At 58.2% G+C, this 19168-nt stretch carries 18 protein-coding genes; 11 read left to right on the forward strand and 7 right to left on the reverse strand.

Annotated features, from left to right (window positions below; translation table 11 throughout):
• Positions 1-374: 374 nt before the first annotated feature.
• From accC to aroQ, 3 genes are read right to left on the reverse strand one after another with little or no spacing between them, the layout of a single operon-like run.
• Complete coding sequence (gene accC, locus BOSE62_RS14075) at positions 375-1730, reverse strand: acetyl-CoA carboxylase biotin carboxylase subunit (protein ID WP_159647249.1); 1356 nt, start codon at positions 1728-1730, stop codon at positions 375-377.
• Positions 1731-1740: 10 nt separating this feature from the next.
• Entirely contained in the window at positions 1741-2220 is a 480-nt protein-coding gene (accB, locus tag BOSE62_RS14080; protein ID WP_236554047.1) for an acetyl-CoA carboxylase biotin carboxyl carrier protein, read from the reverse strand.
• A gap of 21 nt (positions 2221-2241) precedes the next feature.
• A complete protein-coding gene (gene aroQ / locus BOSE62_RS14085) occupies positions 2242-2679 on the reverse strand; it encodes a type II 3-dehydroquinate dehydratase (RefSeq protein ID WP_159647251.1) in 438 nt (145 codons plus the stop codon).
• A gap of 84 nt (positions 2680-2763) precedes the next feature.
• On the opposite strand from aroQ, the gene thiS reads away from it, so the two are divergent.
• From thiS to BOSE62_RS14120, 7 genes are all read left to right on the forward strand, one after another.
• A complete protein-coding gene (thiS, locus tag BOSE62_RS14090) occupies positions 2764-3759 on the forward strand; it encodes a sulfur carrier protein ThiS (RefSeq protein WP_159647253.1) in 996 nt (331 codons plus the stop codon).
• A 326-nt stretch (positions 3760-4085) separates the two neighbouring features.
• Positions 4086-4439 carry a UrcA family protein gene (locus tag BOSE62_RS14095; RefSeq protein ID WP_159647255.1) on the forward strand — a complete coding sequence of 118 codons (354 nt, stop codon included), beginning with the start codon at positions 4086-4088 and terminating at the stop codon, positions 4437-4439.
• A gap of 369 nt (positions 4440-4808) precedes the next feature.
• Positions 4809-5159 (forward strand): CtrA inhibitor SciP, encoded by a 351-nt coding sequence (gene sciP, locus BOSE62_RS14100; protein WP_159647256.1) that lies wholly within the window; start codon positions 4809-4811, stop codon positions 5157-5159.
• Between the two features lie 16 nt (positions 5160-5175).
• Positions 5176-6306 carry an EAL domain-containing response regulator gene (locus tag BOSE62_RS14105; protein ID WP_159647258.1) on the forward strand — a complete coding sequence of 377 codons (1131 nt, stop codon included), beginning with the start codon at positions 5176-5178 and terminating at the stop codon, positions 6304-6306.
• 133 nt (positions 6307-6439) lie between these two features.
• Positions 6440-7981 (forward strand): WS/DGAT/MGAT family O-acyltransferase, encoded by a 1542-nt coding sequence (locus BOSE62_RS14110; RefSeq protein WP_236554048.1) that lies wholly within the window; start codon positions 6440-6442, stop codon positions 7979-7981.
• A gap of 75 nt (positions 7982-8056) precedes the next feature.
• Positions 8057-8971: an SDR family NAD(P)-dependent oxidoreductase gene (locus BOSE62_RS14115; protein ID WP_100093505.1), complete on the forward strand. Its 915-nt coding sequence runs from the start codon at positions 8057-8059 to the stop codon at positions 8969-8971.
• Positions 8972-8996: 25 nt separating this feature from the next.
• Entirely contained in the window at positions 8997-9455 is a 459-nt protein-coding gene (locus BOSE62_RS14120; RefSeq protein ID WP_159647260.1) for a MaoC family dehydratase, read from the forward strand.
• A gap of 82 nt (positions 9456-9537) precedes the next feature.
• On the opposite strand, the gene BOSE62_RS14125 is transcribed toward BOSE62_RS14120, so the two are convergent.
• A complete protein-coding gene (locus tag BOSE62_RS14125) occupies positions 9538-10572 on the reverse strand; it encodes a rod shape-determining protein (protein ID WP_159647262.1) in 1035 nt (344 codons plus the stop codon).
• 340 nt (positions 10573-10912) lie between these two features.
• Here BOSE62_RS14125 and BOSE62_RS14130 point away from each other — a divergent pair, with 340 nt between their 5' ends.
• Complete coding sequence (locus BOSE62_RS14130; protein WP_159647264.1) at positions 10913-11731, forward strand: universal stress protein; 819 nt, start codon at positions 10913-10915, stop codon at positions 11729-11731.
• Positions 11732-11740: 9 nt separating this feature from the next.
• Here BOSE62_RS14130 and BOSE62_RS14135 read toward each other — a convergent pair whose 3' ends face one another.
• From BOSE62_RS14135 to BOSE62_RS14145, 3 genes are all read right to left on the reverse strand, one after another.
• Positions 11741-12556 (reverse strand): DUF2189 domain-containing protein, encoded by an 816-nt coding sequence (locus BOSE62_RS14135; RefSeq protein WP_159647266.1) that lies wholly within the window; start codon positions 12554-12556, stop codon positions 11741-11743.
• A gap of 110 nt (positions 12557-12666) precedes the next feature.
• Positions 12667-13431 carry an SDR family NAD(P)-dependent oxidoreductase gene (locus BOSE62_RS14140; RefSeq protein ID WP_159647268.1) on the reverse strand — a complete coding sequence of 255 codons (765 nt, stop codon included), beginning with the start codon at positions 13429-13431 and terminating at the stop codon, positions 12667-12669.
• A gap of 110 nt (positions 13432-13541) precedes the next feature.
• Positions 13542-15776 (reverse strand): molybdopterin-containing oxidoreductase family protein, encoded by a 2235-nt coding sequence (locus tag BOSE62_RS14145; RefSeq protein WP_159647270.1) that lies wholly within the window; start codon positions 15774-15776, stop codon positions 13542-13544.
• Between the two features lie 146 nt (positions 15777-15922).
• Here BOSE62_RS14145 and BOSE62_RS14150 point away from each other — a divergent pair, with 146 nt between their 5' ends.
• The 3 genes from BOSE62_RS14150 to BOSE62_RS14160 all read left to right on the forward strand — a co-directional run bounded on the left by BOSE62_RS14150 (position 15923) and on the right by BOSE62_RS14160 (position 19164).
• The gene (locus BOSE62_RS14150; protein ID WP_159648067.1) at positions 15923-17137 is read left to right on the forward strand and encodes an acyl-CoA dehydrogenase family protein; all 1215 of its coding nucleotides are present in this window, start codon (positions 15923-15925) and stop codon (positions 17135-17137) included.
• A 15-nt stretch (positions 17138-17152) separates the two neighbouring features.
• The gene (locus BOSE62_RS14155) at positions 17153-18277 is read left to right on the forward strand and encodes an acyl-CoA dehydrogenase family protein (protein ID WP_159647272.1); all 1125 of its coding nucleotides are present in this window, start codon (positions 17153-17155) and stop codon (positions 18275-18277) included.
• Between the two features lie 128 nt (positions 18278-18405).
• A complete protein-coding gene (locus BOSE62_RS14160) occupies positions 18406-19164 on the forward strand; it encodes a crotonase/enoyl-CoA hydratase family protein (protein ID WP_159647274.1) in 759 nt (252 codons plus the stop codon).
• The last annotated feature ends 4 nt before the right edge of the window (positions 19165-19168 follow it).

Below are 19168 nucleotides of genomic sequence, written 5' to 3' on the forward strand. Positions count from 1 at the left end.
CATCTGTGAAACAGGTGATAGTTTATTAACCCTGTCGGACTCCTGAACTGACTTGTTATGTTCAGGAAAGGTGGAAGTTATCTGAACATTGCTGTTCAGATAACTTCCACCCCGGACTTGGTCCGGGGTCCATCACGGGTCCTCTAATCGATTTGTTTTTCTGATTGGTTTGCTGACGAACGAGCGGTGAGAACCAACGCTTTCCCTTTTGATGCAAGTTCAGGAGATGGACTCCCGCCTTCGCGGGAGAACAATCCAGTCTGGCAATCTGTTATTTCGAGCTCGCGACCCCAGCGGCACGATCCATCATCTTGCCGAACGGCTCGTATCCAAGAGATGGCCCCCCGCCTGCGCGGGGGCACAGTTCCACCAATCTAATCCTTCAGATTATCCTTCTCGAGCCATTCTTCCAGCCACTTGATCGTATATTCGCCCGACTGGAATTCCTCGTCATAGACCAGCTTCTGGTGAAGCGGGATGGTGGTCTGGACGCCTTCGATGACCATCTCGTCGAGCGCGCGGGCCAGCCGCATCATGCAGCCGTCGCGGGTGCGACCGTAGACGATCAGCTTGGCGATCATGCTGTCATAATAAGGCGGGATCGAATAGCCGGCATAGAGACCGCTATCGACCCGGACGTGCATGCCGCCGGGGGCGTGATAGCTGGTAACCTTGCCGGGCGATGGTGCCCAGGTTTTCGGATTTTCGGCATTGATCCGGCATTCGATGGCATGGCCGCTGAACACGAGATCTTCCTGCTTGACCGAAAGATCGCGGCCGTCGGCGATGCGGATCTGTTCGCGCACCAGATCGAAGCCGGTGATCATTTCGGTGACCGGATGTTCAACCTGCAGTCGGGTGTTCATTTCGATGAAGTAGAATTCGTCATTCTCGTAGAGAAATTCGATGGTGCCGGCACCGCGATATTGCATGCCTTTCATCGCATCGACGCAGACCTTTCCCATTTTTTCGCGCTGTTCGGCGCTGATCACTGGCGAAGGCGCTTCTTCGAGCACCTTCTGGTGCCGGCGCTGCAGCGAGCAGTCGCGTTCGCCGAGATGGATGGCATTGCCGCGGCCATCGCCGAACACCTGAAATTCGATATGGCGCGGATCGCCGAGATATTTTTCGATATAGACGGTGGCGTCGCCAAAGGCGGCTTTCGCCTCGGTGCCCGCCTGTTTCATCTGGGTTTCCAGCTCGGTCTCGCTGTTGACCACTTTCATGCCGCGACCACCGCCGCCGGAAGCGGCCTTGATGATCACCGGATAGCCGACCTGCTTGGCGACCTTCTTGGCCTCGGCAATTTCGCTGACCGCACCATCGGAGCCGGGAACAAGCGGGATGCCCAGATCGCCGGCGGTTTTCTTGGCGGCGACCTTGTCACCCATCACCTTGATATGTTCCGGCTTGGGACCGATCCACTTGATACCATGCGCCTCGACAACTTCGGCGAAATGCGCGTTTTCGGAAAGAAAGCCATAGCCGGGATGGATCGCGTCCGCGCCGCTGATCTCGGCGGCCGAAATGATCGCCGGGATCGACAGATAGCTGTCGGCGGCGGCGGGCGGTCCGATGCAGACCGCCTGGTCAGCGAGCCGCACGTGCATGGCGTCCGCGTCCGCGGTGCTGTGAACGGCGACGGTTTCGATGCCCAGCTCTTTGGCCGCGCGCAAAATCCGGAGAGCAATTTCTCCGCGATTGGCGATCAGGATTTTCTCAATGGTCACGCGGCAAACCTCAAGTGATCACGACGAGGGGCTGGTCGAATTCGATCGGCTGGCCATTTTCAACCAGCACAGCTTTGACCGTGCCGGCGGTTTCCGCCGTGATCGGGTTCATCACCTTCATCGCTTCCACGATCAGCAACGTGTCGCCAACGGCAACCTTGTCACCGACACTGATGAAATTAGCGGCACCGGGTTCCGGCGCCAGATAGGCGGTGCCGACCATCGGCGATTTCTGTGCGCCCGCATGGTCGTCTGCCGGTACGGCAGCGGCTTCTGCGGCCGGAGCAGGCGCTGCGGGGGCAGCGGGTGCCGGGGCAGCTGCCACCGGTGCAGAGACAAACTGACCGCCACCGCGCGCAACCTTGATCTTGCGGTCGCCATCTTCAACCTCGATCTCGGTCAGACCGGCCTTGTCGAGAATGGCCGCAAGATCGCGGACCAGTTTGATGTCCACGTTCATGCCTTCACCCGTTTCTTTCTTTGCAGACATTTTTTGTCCTTATGCTTGTCGTTAAAATTTGCTCGCTGCATCCAGCGCCAGCTGGTAGCCCAAAGCACCAAAGCCGCAAATGCTTCCTTTTGCAACCGGTGCAATGAAACTCTTGTGACGATATTCCTCGCGCGCCGCCGGATTTGAAATATGCACTTCGATGACCGGCGTGTTAATCGCCTTGATCGCATCGAACAGGGCGAGCGATGTATGAGTCAATGCTCCGGCATTGAGAATTACCGCATGGGCGTCTTCCGCCGCCGCTTCGTGCAGCCAGTCGATCAGATGGCCTTCATGGTTGCTCTGGCGAATGTCGACATCGAAACCAAGCGTCTGGGCATGGTCTTCAATCTGGCCGGCAATCTCGTCGAGCGTTTCCGAACCGTAGATTTCCGGTTCGCGCATGCCGAGCAGGTTGAGATTGGGCCCGTTCAATACGAAGATGGTCTTGGCCGCCAAGATATTGGTCCTTCCCAAAGGCTTTTGGTTGCGACTGGAGCGCCCTCTTTATATGGCTCGTTTTTGAAAAGCGAGATTAAAGACATGAAAGTTACCGAAATGGCTGAAATTCAGATCCGGTTGAACGGCGATGATCACAAATTTGCTGCTGGTGGATCGATCGCCGATCTGGTGCGCTCGCTCGAGCTGGACCCGGCGAAGGTGGCCGTGGAACGCAACCGCGAGATCGTTACCCGGTCGACGCTGGAAGATGTCGTGGTTGAGCAGGGTGACGAGCTGGAAATCGTGCATTTTGTCGGTGGCGGTTCTGGTGACGACAGCTGGACTGTCGCTGGCCGGACCTTCCAGTCGCGGCTGATCGTCGGTACCGGCAAATATAAGGATTTTGCTGAAAATGCCGCGGCGGTAGAAGCCTCCGGCGCGGAAATTGTCACCGTGGCGGTGCGCCGGGTCAATGTGATGGACCGGAACCAGCCGGTCCTGATGGATTTTATCGATCCGAAGAAGACCACCTATCTTCCCAACACCGCCGGCTGTTTCAACGCGGACGAGGCGATCCGCACCCTGCGGCTGGCGCGCGAGGCGGGTGGCTGGGATCTGGTCAAGCTGGAAGTGCTCGGCGAAGCAAAGACATTATATCCCAATATGCGCGAGACGCTCGAGGCGACCGAGGTGCTGGCCAAGGAGGGCTTCAAGCCGATGGTCTATTGTGTCGATGACCCGATCGCCGCGAAGCAGCTCGAAGACGCAGGGGCCGTGGCGATCATGCCGCTGGGCGCGCCGATTGGCTCCGGGCTCGGTATCCAGAACCGGGTAACGATCCGGCTCATCGTCGAGGGTGCCAATGTACCGGTATTGGTTGATGCCGGGGTCGGGACCGCCAGTGATGCAGCGGTGGCGATGGAACTGGGCTGTGACGGCGTGCTGATGAATACGGCCATTGCCGAGGCGAAGGAGCCGGTGCGGATGGCGCGGGCGATGAAGCTCGCGGTCGAGGCGGGGCGCGAGGCCTATCTCTCCGGTCGCATGGGCCGCCGCATGTATGCCGACCCGTCGAGTCCGCTTTCCGGCCTGATTTAGTGTCCTAATACACTGCGATTCGGTCTAATCTGTAACTGATTGATTCGTAACAAAAGTTACATGATGTTGCATTGGTCGACCGGCGATTGTCGTTGGTCGAAGCGGTTTGCCGTTTGCCGATCAAAATGGCGGTTTATCGAAGTCCGGGTGCTCGCCGGGCCATGCTCCCCTATCCAAGATGGTGAGGCGGGAGCATAACCAGTCTCTCCAGACAGCCCATCCCCGGCACGACGGAAAAACCGCTCCCGACCTCAGCCCCTAACGGGCGGCGCCGGCCCCCCCTTGTTCTTCCGGCAACGCCCAGAAAATTATTGAGGAGTGAGAGAATGTCGAACATTAACTTTACCAAATCCCTTGGTGCCGCCGCAGCGATCGCTGTTGCCGCAGCCGGCTTCGCCACCAGTGCCAGTGCCCAGAACCGGGTTACCCGGACCGCTACGGTTGAATATGCCGATCTGGATCTGACCAGCGAAGATGGCCAATCGACCTTGCAGGGTCGTCTGAAGGGCGCAGTACGCAAGGTTTGTGGCAGCGTCGACACGAAAAATCTGGCCGATATGCAGGACCATCAAACCTGTATGCAGGAAGCAAACGCATCGGCCCAGCGCGCCAGTGTGACGATCATGGCTGCGGCCAAATCGAACAAGCCTGTCGAAACCGCTGTCGTGATCAGCAAATAAAGTAGAACTCCAAGAGCCGCAAAGCCCCAAAAAGCGGCCGCAATTTGGCCAAAACAGCCTGCAAAAGCTCCGGTGTCCCTTACACCGGGGCTTCTTTTATGGGGTGTTTCTTTATAGGCATAATGAAATCGAGAATTGAAAACATATTTTCATCGGTAATACTTTGTTCTAAATATATGATACATATCAATATTAGAGAAATGCCCGGCAGATTTTGAATCTGCAAGTATTTTTAGCCTATTAACCACGGTTGGTAACCCTATGGCAACGGCTTGGCTCCATATGTAAATGATTGTAACGGAGCGCGTCATAAAGTCTGCTGCTTCAAGATGCTGGAGCCGCAGAAAGCGCTAGCCTCCGGGAGGATTTATGGAAGTTGATCGGCAGAAAAAACCGGAGAAAGTCATAGGTCCGTTCGGCGAAGCCCTGAGCCTCGATGATCTGCCGAAAAGCAATACCACCAGATGGGTGATCCGACGCAAAGCCGAAGTGGTCTCTGCCGTTACCGGTGGTTTGCTCAGTCTTGAAGAGGCTTGTGAACGTTATGATCTCTCGCTCGAGGAGTTTCTGTCTTGGCAGGAATCCATCGACAAGTCCGGTCTGCCCGGCCTGCGGATCAGCTATCTATCCAAATATCGCACAGAATATCGGGCCAGACAGGAAAAGCCAGCACAGACAGGGTCGCAATCACCCCGGGATCCGGTGACGGATCTTCACTAACTGAAAGACCCTTATCATGTCCCACAAGCGAGTTCTCGTCATCGACGAAGAGAGCGCGTTCACGCGCTTTCTGCAGGATGATCTGGAGCGGCGCGAAATATCCGTAGCATGCGTCTATTCCCCCGGTGATGAGAATAGCGCCACGGCCTTTGCCCCCAATGTCATCCTCGCCGACCGGAAAATGCTTTCCTGGCGAAACGCCGGCCTGTTGCACAAATTGCCGCTTGTTCTGATGACCGGCACGGACAGGCAATGGCTTGAGGATGGCAATGAGCCGATAACGGCCGCCAATTCACAAATTGTCGCGACGATACCGAAGCCATTCGAACCCAATATGCTTGCCGAGCTGATTGATCGTTATGCAACCGACAGCCAGAAGATCAATCTGGACGCGGAATATATCGAGGCGCTGATTGCCAGCAACAGGCTGCTCGACAATCTCGTGGTGGAGTTCCAGTCGAAACATGCTCTGGAGGATGGACATATCACGGGTTACGAGGCGCTGTCCCGGCTGAAGACCAGACGGGCGATCAGCCCGGCGACGATTTTCTCCGCCGCTACGGAAATATCGCTGGAGATCGAGGCGACGATGAACGTCATCGACCAGGTGATAAAACTAGCGACTGCGTTGCGTCAGTCGCGGAAAAAATTGCCGATATCCTTCAACTGCAGTGCGATATTGCTCACACGGTCCGACTTCGTCGACGCGCTTTTTGCCCGGTTGCAGCAGTCGCCGCATATCGGCGGTTCGGTGATCATGGAGATTACCGAGGAGAACCGGGTCGCCAATATCCAGATCGTGTCCGAAATCTGCCAGATGCTCGGCCAATATGGGCTGAAAGTGTCGATCGACGATTATGGCACCGGTCACAGCAATCTCGACCGTATCGCCGAAATTCCCTTTGCCGAACTGAAACTGGACAAGCAGATTTTCTGGGCCTTCTGCAACGACCGCGTGCCGATGACGGTTCTCGGATCGATCATAGATTTCTGTCGTTCACGCGGCGCCAGAACCGTGATCGAGGGGATCGAAACCGCGTTCCATCTCGAAAAAGCGCGGCTGCTCGGCGCCGATCAGGGACAGGGTTTCTACTGGGGCCGCGCGGTTCCGCCGCAATTTCTGGTCAAGGACTGGCACGGACCCTGATCATTTCGTCGAGGGATCTTTCAGTCGCAATATCGGGGGCTCGCGGTCATAATCAGACTGTGGTTTATGGATTCGCATATACGGCATATTTACACTATGCTGACAGAAATATCAGCGGCTTGAGGGGATTGTCATGAAACAGCTTAGCGCACTGGATGCGATGTTTGCTTATACGGAGACGGCAAACACGCCGATGCATATCGGGCAGCTGCTGATCTATGATCCCGCGACCGCGCCGGGCGGCAAGGTCGGGTTCAAGGACATATTGCGCTATATCGAAGGGCGTCTCGATGGCGCGCGGATTTTCCGGCAGAAACTGGTGCGGGTGCCGCTGGACCTCGATCATCCTTATTGGGTCGATGATGCCAATTTCGATCTCGAATTTCACGTCCGCCATATCGCTTTGCCGAAGCCGGGCGACTGGCGCCAATTGTGCATCCAGGCGGCGCGCATCTACGCCCGGCCGATGGATATGAACAAGCCGCTGTGGGAATATACGGTGATCGAGGGGCTGGACAATGTCGAGGGCGTGCCGAAAGGCAGCTTTGCGGTGCTGCACAAGATGCACCATGCCGCGATCGACGGCCAGTCGGGATTGCAGATGACATTGGCTTTGCACGATCTCGACGCCGAGATGAAGCCGCGCAAGTTCGACATGCAGTTCCAGCCGGAGCAGGATCCCAATCCGGTTGCCCTGCTCGCCAAGGCGCAGTTTAACAATATCGCCAATCCTGTGCGCGGGCTGCAGAATCTGCAGAAGTTGCTTCCGATGCCAAAGCGGCTATTCGATGTGCAGCGCGAATTTCGCCAGCGCGATGACGCCAAGGGCAGTATCCCGAAGACGCGCTTCAACAAGAAGCTGAGCCCGCACCGCGTGTTTGACGGGCGGGAGTTTGCGCTCTCCGATATCAAGAAAATCCGTGAGGCTTTTCCCGGAGCGACGGTGAACGATGTGATGATCGCCGTGGTTAGCGGATCGATGCGCTGCTATCTGGAAGCGAAAGATGATCTGCCCGAAAAAACATTGAAGATCGGAGCGCCGGTATCGGTCCGGACCGACGATGACAAGGATAGCGCCGGCAATCAGGTGACGATGATGCAGGTGGGCGTCGGTACTCATCTCGCCGATGCGGGCGAACGGCTGAAATTCATCATGGCGGAAACCCGGAGATCCAAGGCGATGACCCAGGCACTTGGCGCAAAGACGCTGATGGAACTGTCCGGCGCAATGCCGGCCGGATTGACCGCAGCAGGCACCAAGATGATGGTGCGCGCCGGTTTGGTCGAGCGGCTCAATCCCGCCGTCAATACCGTGGTGACCAATGTTCCCGGACCGATGACGCCGATGTATTTTGCCGGGGCGGAGCTGGTCAAGAGCTTCGGCATGGGTATTCTTGCCGAAGGGCAGGGACTATTCCATGTGGTGACCAGCTATAACGGCAAAGTCATCCTGACCTTTCTGGCGGATCGCAATATCATGCCCGATCCGGAATTTTATGCGGCCTGTATTTCCGATAGTTTTGCCGATCTTCTGGCGGCAGCGGAAAAACAGGCGGCGTCGGATTCCAAAAAGGCCAAGGCCAAGAAGTCCAAGCAACCGAAAAAGCCGAAGAAGCGCGTTTCCTCTTCTGCCGCTACGGCGGGCAGGCAACGGACAAAAACGACGGTAAAATAGCGTCCTTCCGGCTTGACTTGATGGGTCTGATTGCGCATCGGTGCCGTTAATCATTCAATTAAAGAGGGACTCGCCATGAGCACTGTAGAATTTAACGACCGCGTTGCCATTGTTACCGGCGCGGGCGCCGGATTGGGCCGCGAACATGCCAAGGAACTGGCGCGTCGCGGCGTGAAGGTTGTCGTCAACGATTTCGGCGGCGCACGTGATGGCACCGGCGGGTCCGCCACGGTCGCCGAACAGGTTGTAGCCGAAATCGAAGCCGAGGGCGGCGAAGCCATGGCAGCCGGCTGCAGCGTCACCGACATGCCTGCGGTAGAAAAAATGGTCGCCGACGCGATCGCCAAATGGGGCCATGTCGACATTCTGGTCAACAATGCCGGCGTGCTGCGCGACAAGAGCTTCCACAAGATGAGCATGGAAGATTTCCAGTTCGTCATGGACGTGCATCTGACCGGCAGCGCCAATTGCACGAAGGCCGTCTGGGATCATATGCGCGAACGCCAATATGGGCGGATCGTGATGACCACATCCTCGACCGGTCTCTACGGCAATTTCGGACAGGTCAATTATGGCGCGGCGAAACTGGCCTTGGTCGGCATGATGAACAGCCTGCACCAGGAAGGCGCAGGCAAGGGCATCCACACCAACTGCATTTCGCCTGTGGCCGCCACCCGCATGACCGAAGATATCATGCCGGAAGAAGCGCTGAAAGCGCTGGTTCCTGAAGCGGTGACACCTGCGGTTGTCTATCTGTGCAGCGACGGCGCGCCTTCGAAGACCATTTTGACGGCGGGTGCCGGCGGCTACGCAGCGGCGAAAATTTTCGAAACAGAAGGCATCTGGTTGCCGGAAGACAAGCGCAGCGCCGAATCCATTGCCGAAAATATCGACCAGATTTTGGACGAAACCGGCATGCAGGAATATGCCAATGGCGGCGGCCAGGGCGGCAAGTTCTTCCGCCGGATGCAGGAAGTCATGAAGGGCTAAAAGACCCGCGAACAGGAGAAATAATATGCCAACGATCAAAGCAAGCGAACTGGAATCCTGGAAGGGCAAGGAAGTCGGTGTATCCGACTGGGTCCTGGTCGATCAGGACCGGATCAACACATTCGCTGACTGCACCGAAGATCACCAGTTCATCCATATTGATGAAGAGGCCGCTGCAAAAACGCCATTCGGCGGCACCATCGCCCATGGCTTGCTGACGCTCTCACTGCTGCCGAAACTGTCTTACGGCACAACGCTGGGCCTCGAGGGGACAGTGATGGGGATCAACTACGGCTTCGACAAGGTCCGCTTCCTCAATCCGGTGCGCGCCGGCTCCAAGGTTCGCGGCCGTCACACATTGGTGGATGCCGTAGAAAAACAGCCAGGCCGCTGGTTGCTGACCTATAATGTCGTTGTCGAGATTGAAGGTATCGACACACCGGCGCTGATCGCGACATCGCTGGTGATGATCGTCGTCGGCTAGGCTGTATGCAGAGCGAATGAGAAAAAGGGCTCTGGACCACTTCCGGGGCCCTTTTTCATGGGTACTGTTTTTGCTTCCGGTCTCAGGCCGCTATCAGTACGTTGCGCAGTAACGGATCTTCCATCGCCCCGCCTGCGCCATTGGCGACGCAGGTTAGCGGATCATCGGCAATGGTGACCGCCAACCCGGTTTTCTCCGAGATAAATTCGTCAATTCGCCCCAGCAAGGCACCGCCACCGGTCAGGACTATCCCCTGTTCCATGATATCCGCTGCCAGTTCCGGCTTGCTGTGTTCGAGTGCGTTGAGCACTGACTCGGCAATCTGGCCGACCGGTTCCGCGATCGCCCGGGCAATTTCGGCTTCGGTGATGGCAATTTTCTTCGGCATGCCGCTGACCAGATCGCGGCCCTTGATATGCATTGTCCGGCCCTCGCCTGACGGCGTCATCGCGCTGGCTATACCGTGTTTGATCAGTTCGGTGGTGGATTCACCGATGGCCAGATTATGCTTGCGGCGGATATGTGAAGTGATGGTGTCGTCAATCTTGTCACCGCCCATCCGGCCCGATGTGCTGTAGGCCAGGCCTTGCAACGACAATATCGCAACCTCGGTAGTTCCGCCGCCGATATCGACCACCATTGCGCCAGTCGGCTCGGTTACCGCCAGCCCGGCACCGATCGCCGCAGCCATCGGTTCCTCGACCAGAAATATGCCAGACGCACCGGCATTGGAGGCCGCGTCCCGCAAGGCGCGGATCTGAACATTGGTGGAACCGGACGGAATGCAGACGATGATGTCGAAGCGACTGAATATCCCGGTTTTCTTCTTGTGGACCTTCTGGATAAGATGGGTGATCATCTGTTCCGCGACGTCGAGATCGGCGATAACACCGTCCTTGAGCGGGCGAATGACCCGGATATTGACCGGTGTCTTGCCCATCATCAGCTTGGCATCGCTGCCCACCGCACGGACCTTGGTTACGCCGTCAATCGTCTCGAGCGCAACCACGGATGGTTCGTCGAGTACGATCCCGCGATCCCGCGCGTAAATCAATGTGTTGGCCGTACCGAGGTCGATCGCCAGGTCATGCGACCGGAGCTTGAAAAAATTGTTCATAAAAAAAGGGAGTGTTTCAAATAGAGCGGCCATATTGCCAATGTCATTGGGGTTATGGTCGGAGTGGCAGCATGGTAATGAACCTGCGCTGTATAGCCATTTGGTGCCAGCGGCCTGCCTATTCGTCACAGGGGTGGATAATTCGGTCGAACCGTTGGACGGTTCGCGGCAATGGCTGTAAAAATTCCTTAATCTTGCTGCCCGCTTCTGGCCTGGCCTCTCCGTAGAGATACTGATGTCGATCGGCCGGCAAAAGGCTATTGTCAGTGATCAAGGCCTGTCGCCGTCGGTTTCGACGGAACCGGTGGCCTGACAATTGAAGAGAGAGGAGCAATATTCCATGCCCGTACCCACAAAAATTCTGGTCGCCACCGATCTGACGGCGCGGGCGGACCGGCCATTTGCCCGGGCCAAGCTGCTCGCCGATATCTGGAACGCCACGCGCACCCTGCTGTTCGTGAGCAGTCCCAAGAAAGAGGTCGACATCGCGAAGGTCGAGGCGGAACTGCTGCGCAATTATGGTAGCGATGCCGAAGGCTGCAACCTCGCCATCAACTATGGCAAGCCACCCCAGGTGATTGCCCATACTGCCGAGCAGCTGGACAGCGACCTTATCATTGTGGGGGCGGCGCGCCACAACAATATTTCCGATTTTTTCCTTGGCACGGCGGTCGACCATCTGGTTCACCACGCCAAATCTCCCGTGCTGATTGTGAAGGAACGCCCCCGCGCGCAATATGGCCGCATTCTCGTGGCGACAGACTTTTCCGACTTTGCCGCCCATGCGCTGCGCACCGCGCTGGCGTTCTTCCCCGACGCGAAAATCGATCTCGTGCACGCCTATCATGTTGCCTATGAGGCATGGCTGAAATCCGATGGCGTTGCCAACGAGATGCTGTCCGATGCGGAGAAGGAACTGCAGGATTTCATGACTGGTCTCAACCTGTCGGCGAGCGATGCCGCGCGCGTCAGTCCGCATCTTGTCGAAGGCAATCTGCACCAGTCGGTGTACAAGATGCTCGATGATCGTGAATTTGATCTGCTGGTGCTCGGAACGCACGGGCGGGGCGGTTTTGTCATGGCCACCATCGGCAGCCGTGCCAGTGAAATGATGGGCTGGTCGCCGGTAGACGTTCTGATGGTCGGAAAACCCGACTAGGTCCGGCTTTCAGGCCAGCGCCTGTTCAACAGCTTGCCGATGCGCGGCATCGGGCGGGCCGGTCAGTCGCCGGTAGAGGTGCCACGTCGCGTGACCAAGCACCGGCAGTACGACGAGCAGACCGAGGAACAGCGGCAGCATGGCTACAAACAGAGCCATCGCAATCAATGTCGCCCAGATCAGCAGTATGAATTTGTTCGATCGCACCGATGCCAGGCTGACAATGATGGCGGTGATAAAGTCGACGTTGCGATCTACCAGCATTGGCAGGCTGACAACTGTGATCGCATAAAAGGCCAGCGCCATCAGCGCGCCGACGACGCCACCGACCAGCAGCATCATCAATCCCGCGCCAGTGGCCAGCAGCGCGACGGATTCCGACCCGATGCCGGATTCGGCCAGAAAAATCGCGAATATCCCGTGTGCAACCATCAGCCAGAAGCCGAAGGCGACAAACAGAATGACGCCCATGCTCAAAATCTGCTCGTCGCCGCGTCCGCGCAAGGCCCCGAGTATCGCGCGCCAGCTCATCGGCAGGCCGGCTTCCCGGCGCCGGCTCACTTCATACAGGCCGACCGCAACAAAGGGGGCGAGCAGCGGGAAGCCCGCAGCGGCCGGGACCAGCCACGCGATCTTGCCGCGCTCGAACAGGGCAAAATAGATAAACATGCCGGCGCCGACATAGATGGCGGCGAAAAACAGTCCGAAGGCGGGATAGGCCTTGAAATCATTCCAGCCCGCGACGAGTGCGGCCCGCAGATCGCCCGGCGCGAGATCACTGGCAATCGTGGCCGGTAAGATTTGTGCCTGCTCGCCTGCGTTCATGCCATCTCCTCCCCGCGGAAATATTTGGAGAGAATGCAGCAGATTCTGTTTCATATCAAGGTTCGACGGGTTTGAAACTGGTCTGCTGCGCCTTGAACACCGCCTGATGATCAGGGCTTGCCGGCGATGCGGATGCATTGGCCGGTCAGCCATTCCGATGCCGGAGCGCAAAGATAAAGCGTCAGCGCGCCGATATCCTGCGGTGTACCCAGCCGTCCGGCTGGCAGGCCGAGCGTGTCTTCAAAACCGATGAAATCCTCGTCCGTCATATCCAGCGCCTTTTTGACCGTGTCGGTCGGAACAAAGCCCGGAAGGATCGCGTTGACCCGCGTCTTCGGCCCGAGCTCATGGGCGAGCGTCTTGGTCAGCATCAGCACACCGGCCTTGGCGGCGCTATAATGGCCGCTGCCGGGGAACGGTTCCTCAGCGGCCAGGGACGATGTGTTGACGATCCGGCTGCCCTCGCCGAAATGCTTGCAGGCGGCACGCACACCATGGAAGACCGATGTCAGATTGGTTGCCAGTGTCTTGTCCCATTCCGCTTCGTCCAGTTCGGTCAGCGGTGCCGAGACCAGCGAACCGCCGGCGTTATTTACCCAGATATCGAGCCGGCCGAATTCGTCGATCGCGCGCTGAGCGAGCTTGTCCATATCCGCGGCGCTGGTGACATCGGTCGCATGGGCGATCGCCCGGCCGCTGCTGTTGCTGGCATTGATTTCATCGGCAACGCGGCTGATCTCGTCGATGCTGCGCGAGGCGCAGACGATATTGCAGCCGGCATCGGCGAGCGTCCTGGCCATGCCTTCGCCGATGCCCCGGCCGGCGCCGGTGATAACGGCGGTTTCGCCTGTGAGGTCGAACAGCGGATTGGTCATCTTTGTTTCTCCTGAAAATTATTGTCTGCCCTGAGCTTGGCGAAGAGTCGACTGGGTCAAGTCCGGTGCTTTGGCAGGCTCGGCACAAACGGATTTTCTGCCGGGTTCGATTACTCCGCCGCTTCCAGTTCTGCATTGGCCTGCTTGGCTCGTACCCTAATGGGGATCGCACTCATCAGCGGAATGCCGGTGCGCTTGTCATAATCGCGGTCGTTGAAAGAGAGCCGCCCGGTATTGCCGCCGGCGCCGAGCGGGTCTTCTTTCTCGTCGGGATTGGTCCCCCAGCTGTGCGGTGTGGAGACGCAGCCGGCGCGCACGGTCTTGTCGGCCTTGGCAACACAACTGATGAAGGCGCGGGCTGATTCCAGTTCAACCGGCTGGTCTTCGGATAGTCCCAACGCTTCCATATCGGCCGGGTTCATGAAGGCGGGGTGGTGCGGCACGCGCTTGCGTTGTACCGGATCCTCGTGCCAATTGCTGTTGTGGATCGCGGTCATCCGCCGCCCGATCATCCGGAAGGGATATTCTCCTGCCTCGACCGGTTCGCCCAGCTTGGCCGCATATTCGGAAAGCTCTGCCATCATCGCTTCATTGCCGACCGACAGCTTGCCTTCCCAGCCGGTCGGCTTGGGTTGAACGAGCAGCGCTTGCGCTTCGACAATCTTGCCCTTCTGTACCTCGTCATCCTCATACAGCTTGCCGATATCGGCGGGGCAGCCGTTGAGCGATGCGCTCCACGCGCTGATCGGATCGGGGGCTTCGCCGGGCGGGAAAGCGGTGGCCTTTTCCTCGCGCTCGTCGGGATGGGCGAGCAAAGCCCAGGACTTGACCTTGATCGTTTTGCCCATTTCCGAGGCGAGCGCGTGGATGAACTGATATTCCTCACACAGGTCCGAGCCTTCCGGCACATCCATGATCGGCGGGCTGGCCTGCGCATAATTATTCTCGAAACCCCAGCCGGCGCCAAAGCCGCCGTAGATTTCGGGCGCCGCCGTATTGCCGTGCACTTCATAATGGAGCTTGGGTGCGATGACATAGTCGGCCAGTTCGGCGGTCTTCGACATGCGCGGGTCGATGCAGACCAGCAGGTCGAGCGCCTTCATCGCCTCGAACGTCTTCAGCTGATCGGGCCAGGCAAGCATCGGATTGCCGCCGAGACAGATCAGTGCCTTCACCTGCTTGTCGCCGGGCGTCAGGATCTCGTCGGGCAGCGCCGAGGTCGGCATGCCGGAAATGCTCTGCTCCAGATCGCGGCTGTGCAGCTTGCGGCCAAAACCCCAGGCCGGGATCGGGCCGGGCGTCGCGGCGATCGGCGGGGCGGGCTTGGTGAATACGCCCGTCCGGCGGTTGAGGTCTCCTTCGCGCAGCCAGTGGCCCATGATCGAAGTCAGCGCGAGGTTGAGATATTCGGTGATATTGCCACCGCCCGACATATTGGTACCGGTGCCACCGCTAATGCTGGCCTTGTTCCAGCTGCCGTACATGCGCGCCGCGCGAACGATATCTTCTGCCGCGACGCCCGCGCGGTCGGCGGCTGGTCCGGCGTCGAACGGTTGCACGGCTTTTTTCAGCGCCTCGAAGCCGTCGACATCGCCGGCGACGAAATCCTTGTCGTATAATTCTTCGTTTATGACCACCTTGGCAATGGCGCCGAGCAGGATCGGGTCCTGACCGGGCCGGCATTGCAGGTGGATGTCGGCCTGGCGCGCGCTGTCGGTCACCCGCGGATCGATTACGATCAGCTGCATTCCGCGCTTCTTCGCATCATGCAGTTTCTTGGCCGGGTTCATGCCGAGGCCACCGTTCATCGACACCACCGGATTGGTGCCGATCAGCATCAGCCCGTCCCAGTCGCCAACCCGCGGCGCGCCGGCGAGCCAGGGACCGATCAGGGCGCGGGCAATGCCCTTGCCGGGCTGGTCGATGGTGACGCTGTCATAGACCGAGGTCGATCCGATCGAGTCCATCAGCGCCAGCATGAAGGCATGGGCGTTGACGTTATTATAGCCGAAGGTGCCGACATAGGAGGCGACGCTGTCCGGGCCATGCTCGTCGACGATCCGCTCGAGCCGCGCAGCAATATCGCGCGCGGCGTCGCGCCAGTGCACGGCCTGCTTGTTGCCGTTTTTCATGCCAGTGTAGCTGGTCAGCAGGCGCGTGTCGAAACTGTGGTAATTGGCCAACTGCCGGCCCTTGATGCAGCTATAGCCCTCGAACTCGGGATTATCCTTGTCTCCATGGGTCTTCACCGGCACGCCATTTTCGAAATCGACGATCAGGCCGCAATGGGCGTGACAGGCCCGGCACATCACATGCTTCTGTCCAGTGAATGCTTCGCTGACCATATTTCTCTCCACAGTCTAATTTAGCAGGGTGAGGCCATTGCTTTTTGCAATTTAATCGTTCAATTAACCCAGCAGTGATTCAAGCAATATCGCAGACGACGGGGCCGGACCACTGGCCCTATTGATAAGAATTTGGGAGCAAGATGATGCCGGACAAACCGAGTGCAGCCGAACTCAAGGATTATGCCGAACAGGCGGATGCCTGGTTCAAGGAAAATACGGTGCGCGATCCCGGCTTCATGCTGCCATTGACCTTCATGGAAGTGTCGACCGACCAGCAGTTCGATTTTCTTCGCGACTGGCAACGCAAGGTTTACGAGGCAGGCTATCTCGGCGCCAGCTGGCCGAAGGAATATGGCGGCGGCGGGTTGCACAGCGAGTTTCAGCGTGCGGCCACTAGGGCAATGAAAAAATATGACGCGCCGATCATGCTCAACGCGATCGGCAATGGCTGGGCCGGGCCGCTGATCCTCGATCTCGGCACTGAAGAGCAGAAGCAGAAATATATCAAGCCGATGCTCAGCGCCGAGGATATCTGGTGCCAGGGCTTTTCCGAACCGGAAAATGGCTCCGATCTCGGCAACGCACAATTGAAGGCGGTCCGCGACGGCGATGAATATGTCCTCAACGGCTCGAAAATCTGGACCTCGCTGGGAGACCGCGCGAAATATATGATCCTGCTCGCGCGCACCGATTTTGATGCGCCGAACAAATATGCCGGCCTCAGCTTCTTTCTCAATCCGATGAAGATCGACGGCATCACCACCAGCCGGATTAAGAAGCTGACTGGCGAATATGGTTTCGTCCAGACCTTCTTCACCGATGCCCGCATTTCCGCAGACTGCCTGTTTGGCGGCGAGGGCAATGGCTGGTCGATGGCGATGAAGACGCTGGAATATGAGCGCGGCGCTAAGGTCAAGCCGGTGGGCGGTTTCTTCGTCAAAGAGCTGGACGTGATGGAAATTGTCGAACTGGCGAAAAACTCGGTCCGCAATGGCAAGCCTTTGCTCGACGATCCGGTGATGCGCGACAAGATGACTCAATATATGATCGATATCCAGGCGCTGAATCTCAACAACACCCGCCGCCGGATGCCGCAATTGATGCAGGATCGGCCGATGGGATTGCCGCTGATGAACAAGCTGGCGCGGACCGAACTGATCCGCGAGCTGACCGAATTTTCACTGGCCTTTCAGGGTACCAAGGCGGGCTATTATGTCGGCGACGAAAACGCGATCGACGACGGTTACTGGCATCGCAGCTATCTCAACAGCTTCTCGGCCACGATTGGCGGAGGTACCTCGGAAATTCAGCGCAACATTGTCGCAGAGCATGCGCTCGGTCTCCCAAAAACTCGCTGATCGGAAAGCAATATCATGGATAATTTAGGCACAATCGGAACAACCGAAGAGCAGATTGAACTGATGGACGTGGCGACCAATTTCTGTCGCGACAAAAGCCCGGTCGACAAGGTGCGGGCGCTGATCGACGATGATCTCGGCTATGATCCCGGCATCTGGAAAGAAATTGGCGAGCTGGGCTGGCTGGCGATTGCGATTCCCGAAGCGCATGACGGGGTTGGCCTGTCGATGGCCGAAGTCGTTCCGATTGCCGAGCAGATGGGCCGCAATCTGATGAGCACGCCTTTTGGGTCGACGACGCTGGCGGCACAGGCTTTGCTCGCCGGTGGCAGCGAAGCGCAGCAAGCCGCGTGGCTACCGAAAATCGCGGCGGGTGCTGCGGCGACGCTGGCCTTGCGCGAAGACAATGGCGATTGGGACCTGTCCAACATAGACGCGACCGGCGATGTGAGCGGCGACAATGTGAGCCTGTCCGGCAAGAAGCAGCTGGTGCTCTGGGCCGATAGCGCGGAACTGATCATCGCGTCCGTCAAGGTCGACGGCGCGGTGCGCTTCGTGTTGATCGAACGCTCGGCCCTGCCGGAAGGATCGTTGCGCCGGGAGACGGTGATCGACGAAACCGCGCGCAGCTATGAGGTGTCTCTCGACGGCGTGACCGTCTCGGCCGATGCCCTGTTTGATGCCAGCCGGACCCGTGAGACGCTGGAGAAGATCGAACTGGCGGCGGGCCTGCTCCATGCTGCGGAAATGACCGGCGGCGCGCAGGCGGTGATTGACTATACGCTGGAATATCTCAAGACCCGCAAGCAGTTCGGCAAGATCATCGGCAGCTATCAGGCGCTGAAACACCCGACCGTGAACAATTATGTCGAATATGAAAAAGCGCGGACGCATCTCTACAGCGCGGCCCATAGCTGGGGCGAGCAGGGGCGCGGCGAGGTTGCTGTCCGTATGGCAGCAGCGCAATCGCATTCGAGCTATTCCACGGCCGCGGACCGGGCGATCCAGTTCCACGGCGGCTTTGGCTTCACCCATGATTGCGACGCCCAGTTGCACCGGCGCAAGGCGATTTTGTCAGGTGCCCTGATCGGCGACGCGGCCTACCAGCGGTCGAAATTGGCGGGATTGTTGTTTGACTAGGAATTGCATGAGCAGTGCTCCTGCGGAGGCAGGAGCCCATCTCTTGTCATAGCCTCTATACGCAATTTCAGGAGAGGAACTCCGGCTTTCGCCGGGGCATGATCTTAAAGATACAAAGGAGAAATAATATGTCAGAAGTACTTACCGAGATCCAGGATGGTTTCATCATCGTCACCATCAACCGGCCCGATGCCAAAAATGCGATGACCAAGGCGGCAGCCGAAGGCATTCGCGCGGCGATGGAGCAGCTCGACAATGACAATAGTCTCAACGCGGGTATCATCACCGGTGCTGGCGGGACATTCTGTTCCGGCATGGATCTCAAAGGCTTTTTGCGCGGCGAAACGCCATCGGTCAAAGGCTATGGCTTTGGCGGGATCACCGAAAAGGGTCCGGAAAAGCCGCTGATCGCTGCGGTTGAAGGCTATGCGCTCGCGGGTGGTCTCGAACTGGCTCTGGCCTGTGACCTGTGCGTCGCGAACGTCAACGCGAAATTCGGTATTCCCGAAGTCAAGCGCAGCCTTGTCGCCGGTGCAGGCGGTGTCCTGAAGCTGCAGCAATTGGTGGGCAAGCGCATTGCCATGGAATGGGCCCTGACCGGCGATTTCGTCTCGGCGCAGCGCGCTTATGAAGTGGGATTCGTCAATCGTGTGACCGAAGGCGCCGCAATCGATGCGGCGATCGAGCTCGCATCTACGGTTGCAGCGAACGGCCCGCTGGCGCTGAAAGCGACCAAGAAAATCATCAATGAAAGCTATGACTGGACCAGCGAGGAAGCCTGGAAGAAACAGGGTGAAATCATGGCGCCGGTGTTCACCTCCAAGGATGCGCAGGAAGGCTCTTTGGCCTTCGCCCAGAAGCGCAAGCCTGACTGGAAGGGTGAATAAGTCC

Source organism: Sphingorhabdus sp. 109 (assembly GCF_902506555.1).
Taxonomy (GTDB): Bacteria; Pseudomonadota; Alphaproteobacteria; order Sphingomonadales; family Sphingomonadaceae; genus Parasphingorhabdus.

Excerpts from the sequence above, each read along its gene's own strand:
- accB (WP_236554047.1), bottom strand. The coding sequence starts at position 2,220 with ATGTCTGCAAAGAAAGAAACGGGTGAAGGCATGAACGTGGACATCAAA.
- thiS (WP_159647253.1), top strand. The coding sequence starts at position 2,764 with ATGAAAGTTACCGAAATGGCTGAAATTCAGATCCGGTTGAACGGCGAT.
- BOSE62_RS14095 (WP_159647255.1), top strand. The coding sequence starts at position 4,086 with ATGTCGAACATTAACTTTACCAAATCCCTTGGTGCCGCCGCAGCGATC.
- sciP (WP_159647256.1), top strand. The coding sequence starts at position 4,809 with ATGGAAGTTGATCGGCAGAAAAAACCGGAGAAAGTCATAGGTCCGTTC.
- BOSE62_RS14105 (WP_159647258.1), top strand. The coding sequence starts at position 5,176 with ATGTCCCACAAGCGAGTTCTCGTCATCGACGAAGAGAGCGCGTTCACG.
- BOSE62_RS14110 (WP_236554048.1), top strand. The coding sequence starts at position 6,440 with ATGAAACAGCTTAGCGCACTGGATGCGATGTTTGCTTATACGGAGACG.
- BOSE62_RS14115 (WP_100093505.1), top strand. The coding sequence starts at position 8,057 with ATGAGCACTGTAGAATTTAACGACCGCGTTGCCATTGTTACCGGCGCG.
- BOSE62_RS14120 (WP_159647260.1), top strand. The coding sequence starts at position 8,997 with ATGCCAACGATCAAAGCAAGCGAACTGGAATCCTGGAAGGGCAAGGAA.
- BOSE62_RS14125 (WP_159647262.1), bottom strand. The coding sequence starts at position 10,572 with ATGAACAATTTTTTCAAGCTCCGGTCGCATGACCTGGCGATCGACCTC.
- BOSE62_RS14130 (WP_159647264.1), top strand. The coding sequence starts at position 10,913 with ATGCCCGTACCCACAAAAATTCTGGTCGCCACCGATCTGACGGCGCGG.
- BOSE62_RS14135 (WP_159647266.1), bottom strand. The coding sequence starts at position 12,556 with ATGAACGCAGGCGAGCAGGCACAAATCTTACCGGCCACGATTGCCAGT.
- BOSE62_RS14140 (WP_159647268.1), bottom strand. The coding sequence starts at position 13,431 with ATGACCAATCCGCTGTTCGACCTCACAGGCGAAACCGCCGTTATCACC.
- BOSE62_RS14145 (WP_159647270.1), bottom strand. The coding sequence starts at position 15,776 with ATGGTCAGCGAAGCATTCACTGGACAGAAGCATGTGATGTGCCGGGCC.
- BOSE62_RS14150 (WP_159648067.1), top strand. The coding sequence starts at position 15,923 with ATGCCGGACAAACCGAGTGCAGCCGAACTCAAGGATTATGCCGAACAG.
- BOSE62_RS14155 (WP_159647272.1), top strand. The coding sequence starts at position 17,153 with ATGGATAATTTAGGCACAATCGGAACAACCGAAGAGCAGATTGAACTG.
- BOSE62_RS14160 (WP_159647274.1), top strand. The coding sequence starts at position 18,406 with ATGTCAGAAGTACTTACCGAGATCCAGGATGGTTTCATCATCGTCACC.